The organism is Mesorhizobium sp. WSM4810, assembly GCF_055811235.1.
Genome location: NZ_JBVVQV010000015.1, coordinates 152615 through 170812, shown reverse-complemented (window position 1 = coordinate 170812; position 18198 = coordinate 152615). Strand labels below are relative to the sequence as shown.

Below are 18198 nucleotides of genomic sequence, written 5' to 3'. Positions count from 1 at the left end.
CAGCTATTGTTGTGGTGCTGGGTTTCCCAGCCCCTCCAACAGTGTGCTCAAGGCCGCATCCAAGGGGGCCGATCCCACCTTCTCGGGCACCAGGAGTCCATCGATCGCAAGCATGGTCATGCCGTGGATGAGCCCCCAGCCGGCTGCCGCCTGACCTTCTATAGGCCGCTTGCGAATGCTCCCCGCAGCCTGGCCCCGCCGGAGGATTTCGACGAGAACGTCGAATACCGCCAGCGCCCGCTCATTGAGATGCATTCCCACCGCTTTTCCCTCCTCCGCGCTAAACATCAGGCGGTAGAGAGCCGGATTGTCCGTTCCGAACGCGACGTAGGCTCGAGCTATCGGAGTAATTTCGTCGCGCAGAGTTTTCGGCGCTTCAGACTTCGCTGCCGATAGGGACTCGCGCAGCCGGTCGAACCCAATCATAGCGATCTCCGCAAGCAGCGCGGCCTTATCGGAAAAGTGCTTGTAGGGTGCCGCGTGGCTTACGCCAGCCCGGCGGGCGACTTCCCGCAGGGTGAACTGCCAGCCCTTCTCCTCCCGAAGCATATCCAACGCCGTCTCGATAACCGCACGGCGGAGATCACCGTGGTGATAGGGGCGGCTGGGTGCGTCCTGCATGGTACCTCAAAGTTTCTTGTGAATACATTGTTGACACTGGCTACTTAAGGGGCTACATCAGGGCGTAAGTTTCTTCTGTCTACATCGGAGTGGACCATGAACGCAATCGCAAAAATCAAAGGGATTTATGAGCGGGGCCGTTGGAACCTCTCCAACCTTCTGCGCGCGCCCTTCAGACAGCCAATCGATACCATCTTCAACATGATGCTCCGGTGACCAGCATGCCGTCATCAAATCGAGTTCAGGAGCATCAGCACATGACGACCGACCCATTGTTGCCACTGCACGGCTCCTGCGAATGCGGCGCTTGCTCGTTCGAGGTGCGTACTGCCCCGAAGGGTAGATTCCGGTGCCACTGCCTGATTTGCCAGGCGTTCAACGGCAAACCGTTTGCGGACGTGGCTGCCGTTCGCGCCAAGGGTGTCGTGCTGAAAAACGCCGGCAATATTTCATTCAAGAAATACCGTCCGCCGCCGAACTTCAATCGCGGGGCCTGCCGGACCTGCGGCAAGCCGGTTGTGGAGGTTGCGGGCTTTGGGCCGTTCAAGACGATGTTCATCCCGGCCAGCAATTTCGAGCCCGGGGCCCGGCTGCCGCCGGTTCGGATGGATATATTCTATCACCGTCGTGTGCTGGACATGCCCGGCAGCCTGCCCAAGTACAGCGGCTATTACCCGAGCCTTTTGGCAGTCGGGAAAATGATCATGAGTGGCTTGTGAATTGGTGAGTCGATTTACTTGGGTGCCATCGACGTGATGGTCTCGGCGCTGTCCGGCATCTACCTGTCGTCATGCGGCATCATCGGCTCGATCTTCGGCAGATCGGCCAGGTTCATCACGGCCTCACCGAACTGAACTATGCTTTTGGGCGTGACATGGCGGCGCGGCCAGATCCTTACGGAAGTTACGGGGGATGGCTCACGTATATCTGTGCCCGTTTCATGTCCGGGGGCCGATAAGCTCTCGAAACCTATCTCGCTAGCGCAGCATGGCTGCCAGCACGAAGGCCGCGGCCGCTACGAGAACGACTGCGGCAATCACCAGCACCGGCCAGTTCTTGCCAGGCTGAAGACCAGGCTCGCTTGCTGCCGGCCGCATCGCATCGCCGAAGCTTGCTTCATTCGTGAACTCAGGCTGTCGCCGTGGACGAGCCTCGGCGACAGGATTTGGCATACCGGCCGCTTCGGCGTCGGTCTTTTCAGGTGCCGCGGCAGGGTCGAACCCCGGGGTCTTGTCCTGTGTCGCCCCGGCCTGAATATCGCCTCTCGCTTTGGTCTGATCTCGTCGGACGGCCATCATGGTCTCTCCCCTGACACCAAACTTCGATCTGGCTCAGCGGTTCCAGTCTGCGCCGCATTTGCTGAACACACCCGATTTTCCGAACAGACCCGGTTTCTGAACAGACTTGGCGCTGATCCGGCTTCTGCGGAACAGAGGGCGGCTTTCGCAGTTGTGTTTGGATCATTGCCTGGTGAGTTGGCCATGCCGTCTGCACTTGAGCAACTGGCTCAATCCGTGAAAGAGCGACGAGCGATCTTGTTCGTTGGGGCGGGTGTGTCGATGAGCGTCGGCCTGCCATCCTGGGAGACGCTCATCGAGCATATGGTGGATGAACTCGGCCTCGATCGAGACGTGGTCGACAGGCCAGAGTCCAGTTACCAGGCTCTTGCCGAATATTACCGGCTAAAGCATGGCAGTCTCGGCCCCTTGCGCAGTTGGATGGATCGCGAATGGAGCGTCTCGCGGGAAAAAGTCAAGGGATCGGCGATCCACAAGCTGATCGTGTCACTCGATTTCCCGATCATCTACACAACCAACTATGATCGAAACCTTGAGGTTGCGTTCGAAGTCCACGACCGCGCGTTCGTGAAAGTGGCCAATGCCAAGGATATCCCCAAGGTGAACGGCGAGGTTACCCAGATCATCAAATACCACGGCGATTTCGACGACGACGCGTCTCTCGTCCTGGCGGAGTCCGACTATTTCGAGCGGCTGTCGTTCGAGTCGCCGTTGGATGTGAAGTTTCGCGCCGACGCACTCGGGCGCACTGTCCTGTTCATCGGCTACAGCATGTCCGACATGAACATCCGTCTGTTGCTGTATCGGCTTTGGGAAACCTGGCGTCGGTCCGGTTATGAAAGGAATCGTCCGAAATCGTTCGTCTTCATGCCGCAACCGAGCGTCGTCCAGGAAGCGGTCCTCGGACGCTGGGGTATCGACATGCTGACCGACGAGGCCGATCGGCCGGAGGATGCTCTGGTGGCATTCCTGAGCAAGCTCAAGGACGCGATAGACCAGGCTTAGTGCCGATGCGTTCGGCCGGCCGGGAACATTGTAGATCGTTGCGACGTTCATAGCTGCGAAGGGATGCTGTTTGCGGAGGCCTATGATGGGCCAGTTCCAAATGATCGATCTCGTTTCCGTCATCGACGCCTGCACCACCGACCGCGCCGCAGGGCGATTGGTGTCGATGGCCAAAGCCGTCGAAGAGTTGCGGGTGCTGACCGGTGATTTCATCTCGCCGGACGAAATCGTGGCCAACGCACTGTCGCCGGTGGCGTGGGCGCGCGGCTGCGCGGTTCTGTTCGACGAGCAGCCGGGCGCCGATATCCTGCACACGCCATGGCAGGATGCCTGACTGAGGACGCCTGAGCGTGCCGAATATCGGCAGCCGCGCCGGCCGGGCGCTGCACGCACTGAATATGCCGCCGTCGGGAGCGCTGGCGGCGGTACCGCAGCAGGAGCGTTTAGCCACAATCCGTGAAACCGGAGAAATGCTATGAACAAAAACGAGACCCGTTACGAACATGGCGCGACCAAGTACCCTCCCAAGAAAGATGCCGACGCGTCGGATCAATTCTCGCAGGAGGCAGCCGGCAACAAGAAGCCTGTCGGCGGCATGGGCCTGACCCGGTCAAGGGACGAGGTGGAGGACAAAACCCATCAATCCGAAGGGCAGGACCCGCCCAGGCGGTCCACGCCCAGCGCAGCGACCGAAAAGACATCCGGCGCCGGTCCGTCGATCGCCGAGCGCTCCAAGGACGCCAAGGCTCCGAAGAGCGGCCGCCAGCCAGGCGCCTACACCAAGGACTGACCGGCCAGGGAGCTCAGCCCATCATCGTCTTCAGCGGCTCCCTAGCGAGGTTTGCTTCGATCTCCTTGCGGCCCGGCGTTTCCCGCAGGGCTGTGAGCATGTTCTTGCGATATTCGTCCGGCATGCGCGGCGGCAGCATAGGTTCGTACGCGTCGACGACCGCCTCTATGATCACCGGGCCTTCCGCGGCAAACGCGGCATCAAGAACCCCATCGACGTCTTCAGGCCGGGTGACGCTGTAGCCGATGCCCCCCATAGCCTCCGCGGCCAGGGCGAAATCGATCGGCTGGAGTTCGCAGGCAAATTGCGGGTTGCCAAGGAACATCATCTGCTCCCAGGCGATCTGGTTGAGCATGTTGTTCTTGATCACCAGAAGCTTGAGCGGAATCCTGTAACGCACGGCCGTCGAAAATGTGTCGACAAGGATCTCGGCGGTGTTGGGCATGGTTGCCTCCAGTGTGTTGTCCCGGGCCAATGACCGCCCCAGGCCAAGGACAACCGGGAGAAGCAGGGCGAGGGCGCTTATAAGAAGCGGCGCCGAGATTGACGCCTCCGGCGTGCACGAGGTGCGGGGCCGCTCCGCCTGTGGAAGAGCTGGGTGAGATAAAGCCGTGCGTGCCCCGCGCAGGGGGCGACCACCCACAGGTTGGTTAAGACGTTGTCGCCGACACCCCAGCGCCGTAGAAACCGGTCTCCCGCATGACGCCGTAGTGCAGGGCCACGGCGTTGAAGTTTGCGCTGCCACGTGTGTAGGTTGCGGCAAACATCCCGGCCGCTGGCGCGGCGTATGGGCCGAGCAATTCGCCTTACCGGCAGAAGCAGAAAACGCTAGAATGAACTCCTGCGACGGTTCCAACTGCGCCAAAGACGAGCGCGATGAGCGCGGCGCTCGCCCGAGCGGATTCTGGTGCAACTCCTACCACGTTGCGCTCATGCACCCGGAGACTTGACTGCGAGGGAACGTGGGGATTCCGCTCACCCGTCTGCTGACACTTTGACTTCGCTTGGTGCGCGTCAGGCCTGACTTCCGGCTGATCTTCAGATAGCGGCGATGTCCAGCTTCGAGCCGTCGACCAGACGCGACAGGCGGAACGGTGAAGGATCGACGCAAGGCGTGTCGTTTACGACAAGCTCTGCGGCCAGATAGCCAAGCCCCGGGCCCAAACCGAAGCCGTGGCCCGAGCAGCCCGCCGCGAGGACGAGGCCTTTCACCCCGTCCACCTGCGACACCACAGGCACTGCGTCCGGCGTGCAATCGACGAAGCCGCCCCAGGCACTATCGATCTCTATATCGCCGAGTTGGGGGAAGGTCTTCCGGACACTCTCCACCACTTGGCTTACCAGCCATTTTAAGGGTGGAGGATCCAGCACCCGATTCTGTTCGAAGATCCGATCGTCGCTGGTCAGCAGCGCCGGCATTGAATCCGGCCCCGAAAGGAACGATTGGCCGATGCCGAGCCTGACGTTCTTCAGGCGACGCAAGAATTGCGGCATGAATTCCCGGCTATACCGGATAGCCTGGGGCGTGATTTCGAGGTTCGCCTTGCCGCTGATCGCAAGCGTATAGCTGCCGTCCAGTCGGCGCGTGATCGTGCAGTAGGGTGTGGAGACCGCCTCGCCTATGTTGATTGTCGGGGTGGAACGCAGCGCGGTCTGCCGGATGCTCGCTTGGGGGAAACTGATCCCGAGCGGCCTAAGGAAGCGCGAGGACCAGGCGCCAGCGGCGCACAGCACCGCGCTGGTTCTGATGTAGCCCTTCTCCGTGTGCACGCCCGCAATCTTGCCATTGGCCAAGTCGAGCGCCCGCGCGGCGCATTCCTGGTGGATGGTGGCGCCCAGAGCTCTGGCCCCATCGGCGATAGCCGGCGCGGCGAGCGCAGGTTCGGCCTTACCATCCCGGTCCGAATAGGTCCCGCCGACCCATTTGTCGCGCGCTTCGGGGACGCGCTCGGCCACCTCCGCCCGGCTCAGCATGCGGGTGTCGACCTCGTACTCCCTGGCGACCTCGCGCCACCTTTCCCAGCCGGCGAGCACAGCCTCGTCGTGAGTGGCATAGACGAGACCGCAGCGTCGAAATCCAAGGTCCCGATTGATATCGCGCGTCAGCTCGTCCCACAGTCGCATGGAGATCACCGAGAGCGGCAGTTCGCGCCGATCGCGGTTCTGCTGGCGGCACCAACCCCAGTTTCGGCTCGATTGTTCACACGCGACGTGGCCCTTCTCGAGCAGAGCCACAGAGAGGCCACGCTTCGCCAGGAAATAGGCGGCCGCAGAGCCGAGGATGCCGCCGCCAACGATGACGACGTCGACCTCGGCCGGGAGACGCTCATCGCTGTGAATGCGTTCGACTCGGGGCGACATGTTCCAACCAACCTCGGCTGCCAAGAATGCGGAAGCAAAGTTCCGATCAGCCCTTCATCGCATCGTGCGCTCGAAAGAATGTGCCGAAATCATCCAGGACTTCGCCAGATGTGCGGGTTTTTGATCCCTTGATCGATACGAGCTGCTCAAGCCCGACCGAGTTCCAGTTCGGCGCAGGGCGGCGTAACCTGCTCGCGAGTCCGTTGGATCGCGCTTGACGGTCTTGAGCCTGCGAGCGAAGTTGTAGGCGGCAACGAAGTCGGCGAGGTGGTACCTGAGCTGATCGTGGCTCTCGTAGTAGAAGCGTTTGACCGTGGCGTCCTTGATCGTGCGGTCCATTCTCTTGCAGCTTTACGCGCTCGCTGCGGCGGGGCGTCAGACGTGGACATAGGCGATCAGTCGCCGAACGACGGAGATGCTCTGATGTTCCATCGGAACACCGCGGGGAGAAAGACTGACGGATCATGGCAAATGCGGATAGCAGCCCGGAGCAGATGAGCGAATAGACGGTTTATTCGGCCGCCATCTCGGAACGATCCCGCCGCCCTGCCATTATCGCCATAAGGACAGGCTCAGATCGTGGTGGCGCACGATTGGTCCGCTTCGGCAAGGACTGTGGCCAACTGCAATCACCGGAAGTGGACGGTTCCGCCAGCGATCTGGGCCTCAAAAAATCGAACGCAAGGCACCTTGGAGGAAACCAATGGCTGGACGCAGAACCCATGAGCAGCAATTGCGCATCATTGAAAAGCGGGAGAACACGAAGGGCGCCGGCAAGGATTTCGACGCAGAGGCTGACCTGAAGCGATCAGCAGCGGAACGTGAAGCGCGGCGCAAGGGGTCGGAAATCAGGTCCAAGACACCCGACCTCGTTGACCCTGACGATCGCAACATCCTTCGCGGAGAAAATCAGGAGAGCGTTCATCACAAGAACCGTCCCGACGACTAAGAATTGGAGCAAGCCGATGGCAAAAGGTAGCAAGAAGCACATCGGAGCGGGTGCGCGGGGAAAGGGTTCCGGTGCAGGCGCCATGACCACCACCCCAAAGGACAAGCTCGAGGAAAACAAAGTCCTGTCCAACCGCGACAAGGCCCAGCACACGAAGCAACGCGGTCTGGATTCCAGGCAGATCGCGACTGAGCAGCGCCAGGATCACGCTGCCAATCGTTTGCGCGATTGACGGCTCAACCGCCGCTGGCGCGCGGTGTCGCGGCCCTGACCGGGGCCGCGCTTCAGGTCGGCTGCTAGCGCAAGGCCGTTTGGCTCAGGCCAGGCCTATTCGCCACTGAAGAGCGGTTCTATCGGATGGCGCGATTTGGTCATTTTGAGTTCGCGCAGAAATATCGCCGCGCTCGACGATCGCCATCGGTTGTCGGTCCTTGCTAGCCATGGCGTGCTCCTTCGACAGATCGCGTCGACGACCTGCTCTCAAACTGCTCTGCCTCACGCAGCAGCCGGATCACTTCCGCGTCCGTGGTCTGTTCAAAATCCTCATAATACCGGCTCACCGCAACAAACGGCTCAGGCGTGGCGAGACAGACCACTTCGTCCGCATCGGCTTTGATCAGGTCCAGCGTGTCCCGAGGTGCGACCGGGACGGCCAACACGACATGCGCGGCGCGATCCTTCCTTAGCGCCTTGAGCGCCACTCTGACCGTGCCTCCAGTCGCAATGCCGTCATCGACGACGATGACGGTCCGGCCCAGGACCGAAGCCGCAGGCCGGCTTCCGAGATAGAGGTTTCTGCGACGTTCGATTTCGAGCAGTTGCCGCCGCTTCTCTGCTTCGACGTATTCGTCTGACGGCCGGACCAAAGCCATCGCCTCCTCGTTGAGGACGAGCTGCGGATTTTCCCCGTCGATGACCGCGCCGATGCCATATTCGGAATGGCCCGGCGCGCCGATCTTGCGCACAAGCAGCACGTCGAGCCGAGCACGGAGTGCCTTCGCCACTTCGAAGCCAACCGGCACGCCGCCGCGCGGCAGCGCCAGCACCAGTGGATCGGTTGCCGCGAACCTGACCAAAGCGGCGGCAAGCTGGCGCCCCGCATCCGTTCGATCTTTGAATCCCAAGGCGTCAAAGCGCATGGTCTTCACCCTTTTGACCCTGGCATCGCGCTGCTCAGGCCCGGATTGTCGAAAACACCCCGGCCGGTCGCGCTCCTCGACCAAAATTCCTTACTGGCGAAACGACGATAGGAGGCAATTGTTTCGTCTCACCTTGGTAAAAATTTGCCGAACCATGCGATTGGCCCCGGTTCTGCTGCTGGCCCGGAGGGCGTCTCAGGCAATGGGCTAATGCCGTGGCCTTGGCGCGCGAAAAAAACGCTGCTGGAACAATCGATCGCCCTGCTGCGTTCGACTGTTTTGCTCCTTCCTGTCAGGGATGCTCGATGGCGCCACGACCTTTCTGGAAAGGCTATCTGAAGCTTTCGCTGGTGACCTGCCCGGTGGCGATGACGCCCGCTACCACCGAGAGCGAGAAGGTCCGGTTCCATACGCTCAATCGCAAGAGCGGGCATCGGGTGGTCAGCCAATATGTCGATGCCGTCAGCGGCAAGCCCGTTGCTGAAGACGACGAGGTCAAGGGCTACCAGCGCGGCGAGGACGAATACGTCCTGCTCGAGGACGACGAGATCGACGCAGTTGCGCTCGAGAGCACGCGTACCATCGACATCGACATGTTTGTCGATGCCGACAGCATCGGCTGGATCTGGTACGACAAACCGCACTATCTCACCCCTGACGACCCGGTTGGGGAGGAGGCATTCTCGGTCATTCGCGACGCGATGCAATCGACAGGGACAGTCGGAATATCGCGGCTGGTCATGTACCGCCGCGAGCGCGCCGTCATGCTTGAACCACGAGGCAAGGGCATTGTGCTGTGGACACTGCGCTATGGCGAAGAGGTTCGCGATCCCGAGAATTATTTCGGCAAGATCGATGACGTCAAACCCGACCCGAAACTGATGGATATGGTCTCGACCCTTATCGATGAGCGAACCAGGCAGTGGGATCCCGCCATGACCGGAGATCCCGTCCAGGCGCGGCTGCTGGAGATCATTGCCTCGAAGAAGAAGGGCAAGAAGGGCCCGGCCAAGGCGAAGGCCAAGGCCGAGCAACCGGCCAGCAACGTGATCAACATCATGGATGCGCTGCGCAAGAGCATCGGCTCGGAGCCCGGAAAGCGGAAATAAACGCCTGGGAGCAGGCTGGGCTGGGGGACAAAGGCAGCACAATGAAGGTCATACCCCGCGATCCTGCTTTCGACAGCACCCGCCGATCCAGCGATTTCCTCCTGCCGCTCGATACGCCTCCGATGGAGGCAAAGGCGGCCGATGCGATTCCCGAAGGAGAGGGATGGCAGTATGAACGCAAATGGGATGGTTTTCGCTGCCTGGCATTTCGGCAGGATGATGCGGTCGAGTTGCGCGCAAAGTCAGGCAAGCCGCTCGGACGCTATTTTCCCGAACTCGTCGCGACATTGAAGGAACTGCCGTCGCGCCGTTTTGTCGTCGACGGGGAAATCGTCATATCGGTCGACGGCAAGTTTTCGTTCGACGCGCTCCAGATGCGGCTTCATCCGGCCGAGAGCAGGATCCGCAAGCTGTCCGCCGAAACCCCGGCTAGCATCGTCCTGTTCGACATGCTCTGCGATCAGCACGGAACCGTCTGGTTGGCGCGGACCCTGAAAAAACGGCGAGCGATCCTTGAGGCTTTCGTCGCTTCGGCAAACCGCAGGAACATCGTGCTTTCGCACTGCACGCGCGATGTGAAGGAAGCCCGCTCCTGGCTAGGGGATGCCGGACATGGGGCGACAGACGGCGTCGTCGCCAAGCGGCTGGACGGTCCGTACCAACCGGGGGTGCGCGCGATGGTGAAGGTGAAGCGGCTGCGGTCGGCCGATTGTGTGGTCGGCGGCTTTCGCTATCTCAGCAGCAGTCGTCAGGTCGGATCATTGCTGCTGGGTCTGTACAACGAGGCCGGCAAGCTCGACCACGTCGGTTTCACCTCGACGATTGCCAAGGAGGACAGGGCCGAGCTTACCCGCAAGCTCGAAGCCATGCGCGAGCCACCGGGCTTTACCGGAAAGGCGCCGGGCGGGCCGAGCCGCTGGAGCACCGAGCGCAGCGGCGAATGGGAGCCGGTGCGGCCCGAGCTGGTGGTCGAGGTACGCTTCGATCACGTCACCGGCGACCGTTTCCGGCACGGCACCAAGTTCCTGCGCTGGCGGCCGGACAAGGCTCCGGAGCAATGCACGTTCGAGCAGGTCGCCTGATTATTCCGATGCATGCACTTCGTAGTGCCGTCCTCAAGCCGCTTTCTTGCGCCGGTTTGCACGGTCTTCGATTGGCGCCGCGGCCGCGCGGAAATCCTGCCAGGGGTCCGACGACAGCGAGGCAAGCCGGGTCGGCGTGTTCTCGACGGTAAAATAGGCCGGTCCGATGCCGGGGCCGAGCTCGTCCCAGGCAAGCGGCATCGACACCGCCGCACCCGGCCGTGCTCTTGTCGAATAGGGTGCGACTGCGGTCGCGCCGCGCTGGTTGCGCAGATAGTCGACAAGGATTTTCCCGCGCCGTTTCGATTTTGTGATGGTCGAGACGTAGCGGTTGGGATTGTCGGCGGCCATGGAGTCGGCAATCGCCTTGGTGAAGGCTTTTACAGCTGGCCATTCGGCTTTCGGCTTCAATGGCGCCACGACGTGCAGACCCTTGCCGCCGGAGGTCTTGATGAAGGGGACAAGCCCCGCATCCTTCAGCCGGTCGCGGGTCTCGACGGCGGCTTCGATCACCGCCTCCCAGCTCACGCCTTCGCCGGGGTCGAGATCCATGATGATCGTGTCCGGACGCTCCCAATCGCTCACCGTCGAGCCCCAGGGGTGGATCTCCAGCGACGCCGACTGGACGAGACCGATCAGCCCGTCGAGATCATTGATGCTGATCAGCCGCTCGTCGGGCGGATCCTTGGGGTCGTGGACCAGTACGATGTTGGGGTTCAGCCCCTTCCAGGCATGCTTCTGGAAGAATTGCTCGCCCGAAATCCCGTTGGGACAGCGCACCAGCGCCAGCGCGCGGCCGACGATGTAGGGCGACACATAACGCCAGACCTCGGCATAATAGTCGGCGAGGCCTTCCTTGGTCACGCCCTCGTCCGGCCAGTAAAGACGGTCGGGATGGGTGAGCTTGACGGTCCGGCGCTGAGGTTTGGCCACCTCCTTGCTCGTCTTCGGCGTCTCGCGCGTGATTTCTTTCGCCGGCTTGTCTTCGCGCAACCCGCGGAACGAGGCGTGGCGCAGATGGCCGTCGGCGGTCCACGCCCGGAACTCGACTTCGGCGACGAGGTCCGGCCTGACATAGCGGACTTGCCGAGCCTCGTCGGCGCTCAGCCGTTTTTCGAACGGGCTTGACGGAATGCGTAACCGCTCGAGCTTCTTGAACAGGCTCTCGGCGACCGCTGCCGTGTAGCCGGTGCCGACGCGCCCGACATGATGCAGCTTGCCGTGGTCATAGACACCCAAGACAAGCGAACCGATCGCCTTGCGCGACGTTGTCGAGGGGACATAGCCGGCCACGACAAATTCCTGCCGCGCCGAGCATTTCGACTTCACCCAGTTCTTGCTGCGGCCGGCGCGGTAGGGCGCATCGCGAAGCTTGGAGACAATGCCTTCCAGGCTCAGCCGACAGGCATGTCGCAGCACCAGGGCGCCATCCTCCTCAAAATGGCCGCTGTAGCTGATGATGCCGCTGTTACTGCCGATGATTTTTTCCAGCAATTCCTTGCGCTTGATTAACGCAACGTCGCGCAGATCGTAGCCGTCGAGATGAAGCAGGTCGAAGACGTAGAAGTGAAAGCGATCACTGCGGCCCTCGCTGAGATCGGCTTGCAGCGCGGAAAAATCCGATGCGCCGGCTGACGTCTCGACCACGAGTTCACCGTCGATCAGCGCCGTCCCGACAGGGATATCGGCCAGCGCCGAAACGACCGCCTTGCCGAATTTCTTCGTCCAGTCGAGACCGCTCCGCGTCAACAGTTTGACGCGGCCGGCTTCGATCCTGGCCTGCAGCCGGTAGCCGTCGAATTTGATCTCGTGCAGCCAGCGCTCGCCCGACGGCGCTGACGAGACCAGGGTCGCCAGCGTCGGTTCGACGAAATCGGGAAGCGCCGCCTTCTTGGCGCCCTTGATCTTTGACGGTTCGGGAACGCTGATAGTGGCGGGGGCCTCTTCCGCTGGAGCTGGCCTGGTGCTGCCGCCGCGGCGCCTGCGAATGCGCCCTGTCTTAGACGACCAGCCGGGCTCTTCGCCGGCGACGTCCTCTATCTTGCGGCCGGTCGCGACGGATTCCGGCCGCTCGTCCAGAATGTCGGGATCACGTTCGGTGCGCGCGGCGTCATCGTCGCCTTTGATCAGCAGCCAGTTCTCGCGCTTCTCCCGGGGCTTTCCGGCCATCCGCACAAGATGCCAGCGGCCGCCAAGCTTCTCGCCGTGAAGTTCGAAGTCGAGATGGCCTTTCGCATAGCCGCGATGCGCGTCGCCGATCGGCGCCCAAGTGCCTCTGTCCCAAAGGAGGACGGTGCCGCCGCCATACTCGCCCTTCGGGATTGTGCCTTCGAAGTCGCCATATTCCAGAGGATGGTCCTCGACGTGGACGGCAAGACGCTTCTCGCCGGGGATCAGGCTCGGCCCTTTTGTGACGGCCCAGCTCTTCAGGACGCCGTCCATTTCGAGACGAAAATCATAATGGAGCCGGGTGGCATCGTGCTTCTGTATGACGAAGCTGTTGCCGGTCCTCGGCGCCCTGCGGCCCTGCGGCTCCGGGGTAACGGAAAAATTGCGCTTCTTGCGGTAGGTCTCGAGCGCCATCGGTCAGCCGGCCTTCCGACGCGGCGCTGTCTGCTTCGCCTTGGCATGGCGCGCTGGCTTTGACTTTGCCGCGGGCTTTCTTGTCGAGGGCTGCTTCCCGCCAACGCCGGCACTCTGGCGCAGCGCATCCATAAGGTCGACGACCCTCTCCCGCTTGGCCGGCTTCGGAACGGCGATCTTCTTGCCCTCGAGCTTTGCCTTCACAAGCTCGGCCAGCGCCGCCTCATAACGGTCGTCGAATTTGGTCGGATCGAATTTGCCTTTCTTGGTCTTGATGATGTGTTCGGCCAGTTCGAGCATCTCGCCCTCGATCTTCAAGTCGGGGATGTTGTCGAAAGCCTCCTCCGCCGAGCGCACCTCGTAATCGAAATTCAGCGTCGTTGCGACCAGGCCTTCGTCATAGGCGCGGACGAGCAGGGTCCGGACGCGCCGAAACAGGACGGTCTGGGCGATGGCGGCGACTTTCTTCCTGCGCATGCCTTCGCGGATCAGCCCAAACGCTTCCTCCGCGTGTTTGTCCGACGGGGCCAGGTAATAAGGCTTGTCGAAATACACGTCGTCGACATCGGAACAGCCGATGAAGGCCGAGACCGACAGCGTCTTGTCGCTCTCGGGAACAGCGGCTGCGACCTCATCGGGTTCGAGCACGACGTACTCACCCGAGCCGATCTCATAGCCTTTGACCTGGTCGTCCTTCTCGACCGGCTTGCCGCTATCGCTGTCGACGAAGGCGCGATGCACCCTATGACCGGTGGCGCGGTTTATCGTGTGGAAGGCGATCCGCTCGGAGGTTGAGGCAGCCGTATAGAGCGCCACCGGGCAGCTGAGTTCTCCGATTTTCAGAAAACCCTTCCAATTTGCTCTCGGCGCCAAGACGATAGCCTCACTGTCACAAGCGTTGCACAGGAAATGCAACGTGGCGGCGCCGAGATTTGTTCCTTTGGCGCCTGCTCTGCGATGATCAGAAGGGTCCTGGGCCAGCAGACAAGCCATTCCGCTGCAACCAAATTCACCACCCGTCGTTGTCGAGCAGCAAGGGAGCGGTTGGCCATGACGGGATTATCCATGAGGAGACTGTCGTTTTTGTCGGCGCTGGTGGCGACTCTGGCTCTGGCGGGTTGCAGCAACGAGGCCGAGCCGACACAGGGCAGCACCAGCAGCACTGAGCCGACCCAGAGCAACACCAACACCGTCGATCAAAATCCCGAAGTCGACAAGGACCCGACGCCGAAGACGACCACGGGCGGCGATCAACCCGGAACGCCGCCCGCGCAATGAGGGATCGGCCGACCGACCGGATTCTCCCGGATGCATTACGCGCGACAAGGGCAAAAGATCTCATCCCGACGGGCTCTGTTCGACCAGATGGTAGCTAATACCGGTCGCGAATGAAGGCGTTGAAAAACCGGCCTTTTGACCAGGCCTTGCGGAATGCCGCATAAGTTTGCGGCGGCACGTCGTTGAAATCGTAGCGATTTCCGCTTGGGACAAACCATACGGAGAGGGTCCTCGTCGCCGGGTCGTAATTGATGCTTTGGATAACAGTTGAAGGCATTTCCCAACACTCGACGCGCCTGGGCAATAACCCGCCCCGGCAATCCGGGTTCCATCTCGCGCATGTGGAGGCAATGATCCGGCGGGCCCCAAGGCCTTGCCGCCACGGGCCGGCTTCACCAATTAGGGTTGATGCCATCGCTCAAAACCAGGCAGCCGCAATCCGCTGGCCAAGGCGACCTGTTTCGCGCGCCTGACTTTCTCGCGCCCGACTTTCACGCACGTGACGACCTGCCGGAAGGATTTTGCTACCGGCCGGAGCTGATCACGGCGGAGGAAGAGGCCGAACTGGTGCGGCAGCTCAAAAGTCTCGCCTTCCAGCCTTACGACTTTCATGGCCATCTCGCAAACCGGCGCGTCGCCGGTTTTGGCCTGCGCTACGATTTTGACCAACGCAAGGTGGTCGAGGCGCCGCCGATCCCTGCTTTTCTGATGCCGCTCAGGGACAAGGTGGCGGCATTTGCGCGGCTGCCCGCCGATGCTTTCGTGCACGTCTTGATCAACGAGTATCGGCCCGGCGCGGGTATCGGCTGGCATCGCGACAAGCCGCAGTTCGATGCCGTGGCCGGCGTTTCTCTTCTTGCGCCATGCAGCTTTCGGCTCCGCCGGAAGAACGGCACGAGATGGGCTCGCGTGACCGTCACCCTCGAGCCAAGGTCGGCTTACCTGATGAGGGGCCTGGCGCGCACCGAATGGGAGCACAGCATCCCGCCGGTTGCCGCGCACCGTTATTCGATCACCCTGCGGACCCTGCGGCCGCAACGGTCGCCTCGATCAGAAGCGATAGTTCGATGACCAGAATCGAGACCGGCTCCTGTTTTTGCGGTTCGATAAGTGCTGAGATGCATGGTGACCCGTTCTGGATTTGCTCCGATCACGATGACGATTGTCGCAAGGCGATAGGCAGCCCGTTGACCGTCTGGGTCGGCTATCGACCGGCCCAATTCAGATTGCTCACCGGCGCGCCAAAAAAATTCTCAAGGACCCGAGGCGTGCTCCGCACCTTCTGCGCCGATTGCGGGACATCCATAGCCTACCTCGACCAGGGGCTTCCCGAGGAACTTTATCTGACGATCGGCTTCTTCGACCACCCCGAGCACTTTGCGCCGCAGGCTCATGCCTACTGGGACATGAAGCTGCCGTGGGTGGAATTTGGCGACGATCTGCCGCGTGTGGGAAGATATTCAAGGCGGCGCGATCCGGCGGTCGGAAATCCGGCCGACCGGTAACCGGCAACGCCGCCGATGGGACCCGAGTGGCCCAGCTGAATTGAATTGCGATCAGTTTGTAATCCAAACGGACCGGCATCATCGCTTCTTCACGCCGCTTTCTATACTATCTGTTGAGCGCAAGGCATAGGTCGGAACAGGCAGAAAAATTTGGCACAACGATCGGGAAGCGCAGACCTTCCACTTCATGGCGGACGCGTGCCGAAATGGCTCGGCGACCGTATGACGCGCCTTGGAGCCGTCATGTGCGAGGCGATCATTCACCATTACGGTCGCGAAGAGCTGCTGCGCCGGCTGGCGCATCCCTTCTGGTTTCAATCGTTTGGCGCCGTCATGGGAATGGACTGGCATTCCTCCGGCATCACGACCAGCGTCATCGGCGGCCTCAAACGTGGTTTGGCTCCGCTTTCCGGCGAACTCGGTATTCACGTGTGCGGCGGCCGCGGCGCGCATTCGCGCAAGACCCCGCATGAGCTTGCCGCCATCGGCGAGCGCGTCGGCTTCGACGGAACAGGCCTGGCGATGGCCAGCCGGCTTGTCGCCAAGGTTGACAGCGCCGCCGTCCAGGACGGCTTCGACCTTTATCTGCATGGCTTTATCGTCACCGATGACGGCGACTGGGTCGTGGTACAGCAGGGCATGAACGGCGACAGCAAGGTGGCGCGCCGCTATCACTGGCTGTCCGAAGGCCTGAAGAGTTTTGTCGACCAGCCGCATGCCGCCATCGAAGGCGCCAACCAGGGCGAGATCGTCAACCTGACGGACCGCCGGGCCGATGCCTCGCGCAAGGGACAGTTGGATCTCCTGCAGGACCTCGGACCGGATCGCATTCTGAGGGAGTTCGCCGCGCTCGAACGTGACGTGGCTGCCGCACCGGAGCCCGACCAGCCAATGCTGCCGCACCTGGTCATGCCGGCGCACCACGACGTTCGCGAAACCGATGTCATCATGCGTCGTCTTCATGGCAACATGGCGGCGGCTGCCGAGCGTGGCCCCGCCGATTTCTCCGAACTTCTCCTGGTACCCGGCGTCGGTGCGCGCACGGTGCGGGCGCTGGCGCTGGTCGCCGAGGTTTTGCATGGCGCGCCATGCCGGTTTTCCGATCCCGGCCGCTTCTCGCTGGCACATGGCGGCAAGGACAGGCATCCGTTCCCCGTGCCGCTGAAAGTCTATGACGAAACGATCGGCGTCCTGAAGTCGGCCGTCCACAAGGCCAGGCTCGGTCGCGACGAAGAACTCGGCGCCTTGAAGCGGCTGGACGAGCAGTCGCGGCAGGTCGAACGCTATGTCACCGGCCCGAGCCTGAAGGAAATCGTCGCCGGAGAGTTCGATCGGTCGCATCAGCTCGGCGGCCGCAGCGTGTTCGGCTGGGAGGCCGCACCCGAGCCGCCCGCGGATGCTAAACAAATCAAACAAAAGGGATGATCGGACCGGAACGCAGTTCAGCGGACCAAGTGGTGAAAATCTGACGCTTGATACCCAAAACGAAATACCGATTTCGACCCTTCTCTGCCCTTCTGTCGGAGAAATTGAAGGGAAGCCTTGACCCGTAACGACCTTCCTGACATCGCGCTTCAACGTCCGCACAGGGGGTGAATGCTGTCATTGTTGCGCAGTCGTGGAGCGACGAGCCACTGAATCACGATCTGCGAGCAGGTAACCGATCGGCCAGCGCCGTGATCACTCGGGGTCGGTTCGACTCGCCGCCGCGGGGACAATGAGACCTTGGCATGCGACATGGCAGATACTGTGGGCTGGACAAATCATGGGCCGGCCGCATTCCGACCCGACCCGGAACTCGGATTGGGACGCTTTGACAAAGCGCACGTGATTTCGTCGCGCGAGATACCAATGTCGTTAAGAATGTCATCCGGTGACCGGCTCAACCCGTCCGTTATCATCCACATAGCTTTTCGCTCGGCGCGAAGGCGGAACCATCCGCGAATGTAGCCAATGGTGCCATTATGAAAACTCGTCCACATCGAAGTCATCTTAATCATCGGCTCGAACACACGGCACGGAACGGCACTGGCGGTATTCACCGCGAGAAGGACCGGTTACGTAGCGTCTGACTCGTCTCAATTCCGAACTTATCGGTCTCGTCCGGCTGGGCGCACCGCGGCGGCAGCGACTGCAACCGCGCCGGCGAGGGTTGAAATGCTGATTGTTTTTCGTAACATAGTTCTGTTTCCTTTCAGCGATGATGGTTCATCAAGCGATCAAGATGACATGCATAGGTTGTGCCGGCCGACAACATAAGGCCAGAACCATCATCTTCTTCTACAAACAATTGCTATGCTAAGTTTACGGTGCGTGAGGTTGCGCTCGAACACAACGAATATATATTTCAAAGCTAATTTTATAGCTTTAGCAAGCTATATTTTAACGGCAAGCTTGACAAATCCACCGCTAACCTCTCGGTGCTCCACCCAGGGTGGTCAAGAGACGTTCGGCAAAAACGGGTTTGCGGGCCAGGGC

General features: G+C 61.4%; 19 protein-coding genes and 2 pseudogenes. 12 read left to right on the top strand and 9 right to left on the bottom strand.

The annotated features are described in order from the left end of the window. Window positions 1-3 precede the first annotated feature (3 nt). A complete protein-coding gene (locus tag AC0L3O_RS21775) occupies window positions 4-621 on the bottom strand; it encodes a TetR/AcrR family transcriptional regulator (RefSeq protein WP_287374455.1) in 618 nt (205 codons plus the stop codon). 257 nt (window positions 622-878) lie between these two features. Here AC0L3O_RS21775 and AC0L3O_RS21770 point away from each other — a divergent pair, with 257 nt between their 5' ends. After that, complete coding sequence (locus AC0L3O_RS21770) at window positions 879-1340, top strand: GFA family protein (RefSeq protein ID WP_091590273.1); 462 nt, start codon at window positions 879-881, stop codon at window positions 1338-1340. A gap of 258 nt (window positions 1341-1598) precedes the next feature. On the opposite strand, the gene AC0L3O_RS21765 is transcribed toward AC0L3O_RS21770, so the two are convergent. Continuing rightward, window positions 1599-1916: a hypothetical protein gene (locus AC0L3O_RS21765; protein WP_031255729.1), complete on the bottom strand. Its 318-nt coding sequence runs from the start codon at window positions 1914-1916 to the stop codon at window positions 1599-1601. Between the two features lie 186 nt (window positions 1917-2102). Here AC0L3O_RS21765 and AC0L3O_RS21760 point away from each other — a divergent pair, with 186 nt between their 5' ends. The 3 genes from AC0L3O_RS21760 (at window position 2103) to AC0L3O_RS21750 (ending at window position 3714) form a co-directional block, all read left to right on the top strand. Beyond that, a complete protein-coding gene (locus AC0L3O_RS21760) occupies window positions 2103-2924 on the top strand; it encodes an SIR2 family NAD-dependent protein deacylase (RefSeq protein ID WP_128247517.1) in 822 nt (273 codons plus the stop codon). Window positions 2925-3009: 85 nt separating this feature from the next. Beyond that, window positions 3010-3258 (top strand): hypothetical protein, encoded by a 249-nt coding sequence (locus AC0L3O_RS21755; RefSeq protein WP_287228727.1) that lies wholly within the window; start codon window positions 3010-3012, stop codon window positions 3256-3258. 141 nt (window positions 3259-3399) lie between these two features. Beyond that, window positions 3400-3714 (top strand): hypothetical protein, encoded by a 315-nt coding sequence (locus AC0L3O_RS21750; RefSeq protein WP_287239413.1) that lies wholly within the window; start codon window positions 3400-3402, stop codon window positions 3712-3714. A gap of 13 nt (window positions 3715-3727) precedes the next feature. On the opposite strand, the pseudogene AC0L3O_RS21745 reads toward AC0L3O_RS21750, so the two are convergent. From AC0L3O_RS21745 to AC0L3O_RS21735, 3 genes and pseudogenes are all read right to left on the bottom strand, one after another. After that, window positions 3728-4126: pseudogene (locus AC0L3O_RS21745) on the bottom strand (thiamine pyrophosphate-dependent enzyme); the annotation flags it as partial. A gap of 626 nt (window positions 4127-4752) precedes the next feature. Then, complete coding sequence (locus AC0L3O_RS21740) at window positions 4753-6075, bottom strand: NAD(P)/FAD-dependent oxidoreductase (RefSeq protein ID WP_473535179.1); 1323 nt, start codon at window positions 6073-6075, stop codon at window positions 4753-4755. 213 nt (window positions 6076-6288) lie between these two features. Beyond that, window positions 6289-6420 (bottom strand): annotated as a pseudogene (locus AC0L3O_RS21735) (IS481 family transposase); the annotation flags it as partial. Window positions 6421-6778: 358 nt separating this feature from the next. On the opposite strand from AC0L3O_RS21735, the gene AC0L3O_RS21730 reads away from it, so the two are divergent. Both AC0L3O_RS21730 and AC0L3O_RS21725 read left to right on the top strand, forming a co-directional pair. Next, on the top strand, window positions 6779-7024 hold the full coding sequence (locus AC0L3O_RS21730; RefSeq protein WP_128247512.1) for a hypothetical protein: 246 nt from the start codon (window positions 6779-6781) through the stop codon (window positions 7022-7024). A gap of 16 nt (window positions 7025-7040) precedes the next feature. Continuing rightward, window positions 7041-7256 (top strand): hypothetical protein, encoded by a 216-nt coding sequence (locus tag AC0L3O_RS21725; protein ID WP_027154083.1) that lies wholly within the window; start codon window positions 7041-7043, stop codon window positions 7254-7256. A gap of 202 nt (window positions 7257-7458) precedes the next feature. Here the strand turns inward: AC0L3O_RS21725 and AC0L3O_RS21720 are convergent, their stop codons facing one another. Beyond that, window positions 7459-8163 (bottom strand): phosphoribosyltransferase, encoded by a 705-nt coding sequence (locus AC0L3O_RS21720; RefSeq protein ID WP_473535180.1) that lies wholly within the window; start codon window positions 8161-8163, stop codon window positions 7459-7461. A gap of 305 nt (window positions 8164-8468) precedes the next feature. Here AC0L3O_RS21720 and ku (AC0L3O_RS21715) point away from each other — a divergent pair, with 305 nt between their 5' ends. Continuing rightward, entirely contained in the window at window positions 8469-9272 is an 804-nt protein-coding gene (gene ku / locus AC0L3O_RS21715) for a non-homologous end joining protein Ku (RefSeq protein WP_473523381.1), read from the top strand. Window positions 9273-9313: 41 nt separating this feature from the next. Next, the gene (locus tag AC0L3O_RS21710; protein ID WP_023801340.1) at window positions 9314-10354 is read left to right on the top strand and encodes an ATP-dependent DNA ligase; all 1041 of its coding nucleotides are present in this window, start codon (window positions 9314-9316) and stop codon (window positions 10352-10354) included. A 33-nt stretch (window positions 10355-10387) separates the two neighbouring features. Here AC0L3O_RS21710 and ligD read toward each other — a convergent pair whose 3' ends face one another. Beyond that, window positions 10388-12937: a DNA ligase D gene (gene ligD, locus AC0L3O_RS21705; RefSeq protein WP_023801341.1), complete on the bottom strand. Its 2550-nt coding sequence runs from the start codon at window positions 12935-12937 to the stop codon at window positions 10388-10390. 3 nt (window positions 12938-12940) lie between these two features. Next, window positions 12941-13810 carry a non-homologous end joining protein Ku gene (gene ku, locus AC0L3O_RS21700; RefSeq protein WP_031255739.1) on the bottom strand — a complete coding sequence of 290 codons (870 nt, stop codon included), beginning with the start codon at window positions 13808-13810 and terminating at the stop codon, window positions 12941-12943. 177 nt (window positions 13811-13987) lie between these two features. On the opposite strand from ku (AC0L3O_RS21700), the gene AC0L3O_RS21695 reads away from it, so the two are divergent. Then, on the top strand, window positions 13988-14215 hold the full coding sequence (locus tag AC0L3O_RS21695) for a lipoprotein (protein WP_245268702.1): 228 nt from the start codon (window positions 13988-13990) through the stop codon (window positions 14213-14215). A gap of 94 nt (window positions 14216-14309) precedes the next feature. Here the strand turns inward: AC0L3O_RS21695 and AC0L3O_RS21690 are convergent, their stop codons facing one another. Next, complete coding sequence (locus tag AC0L3O_RS21690; RefSeq protein ID WP_473616557.1) at window positions 14310-14492, bottom strand: KTSC domain-containing protein; 183 nt, start codon at window positions 14490-14492, stop codon at window positions 14310-14312. Window positions 14493-14623: 131 nt separating this feature from the next. On the opposite strand from AC0L3O_RS21690, the gene AC0L3O_RS21685 reads away from it, so the two are divergent. The 3 genes from AC0L3O_RS21685 to AC0L3O_RS21675 all read left to right on the top strand — a co-directional run bounded on the left by AC0L3O_RS21685 (window position 14624) and on the right by AC0L3O_RS21675 (window position 17145). Then, window positions 14624-15286 carry an alpha-ketoglutarate-dependent dioxygenase AlkB gene (locus tag AC0L3O_RS21685; protein WP_473616544.1) on the top strand — a complete coding sequence of 221 codons (663 nt, stop codon included), beginning with the start codon at window positions 14624-14626 and terminating at the stop codon, window positions 15284-15286. Further along, window positions 15283-15720, top strand: coding sequence for a GFA family protein (locus AC0L3O_RS21680; RefSeq protein ID WP_473535183.1), 438 nt, complete (start codon window positions 15283-15285; stop codon window positions 15718-15720). Before AC0L3O_RS21685 ends, AC0L3O_RS21680 begins: the two co-directional genes overlap by 4 nt. 150 nt (window positions 15721-15870) lie before the next feature. Further along, the gene (locus tag AC0L3O_RS21675) at window positions 15871-17145 is read left to right on the top strand and encodes a DUF763 domain-containing protein (protein WP_473535184.1); all 1275 of its coding nucleotides are present in this window, start codon (window positions 15871-15873) and stop codon (window positions 17143-17145) included. The last annotated feature ends 1053 nt before the right edge of the window (window positions 17146-18198 follow it).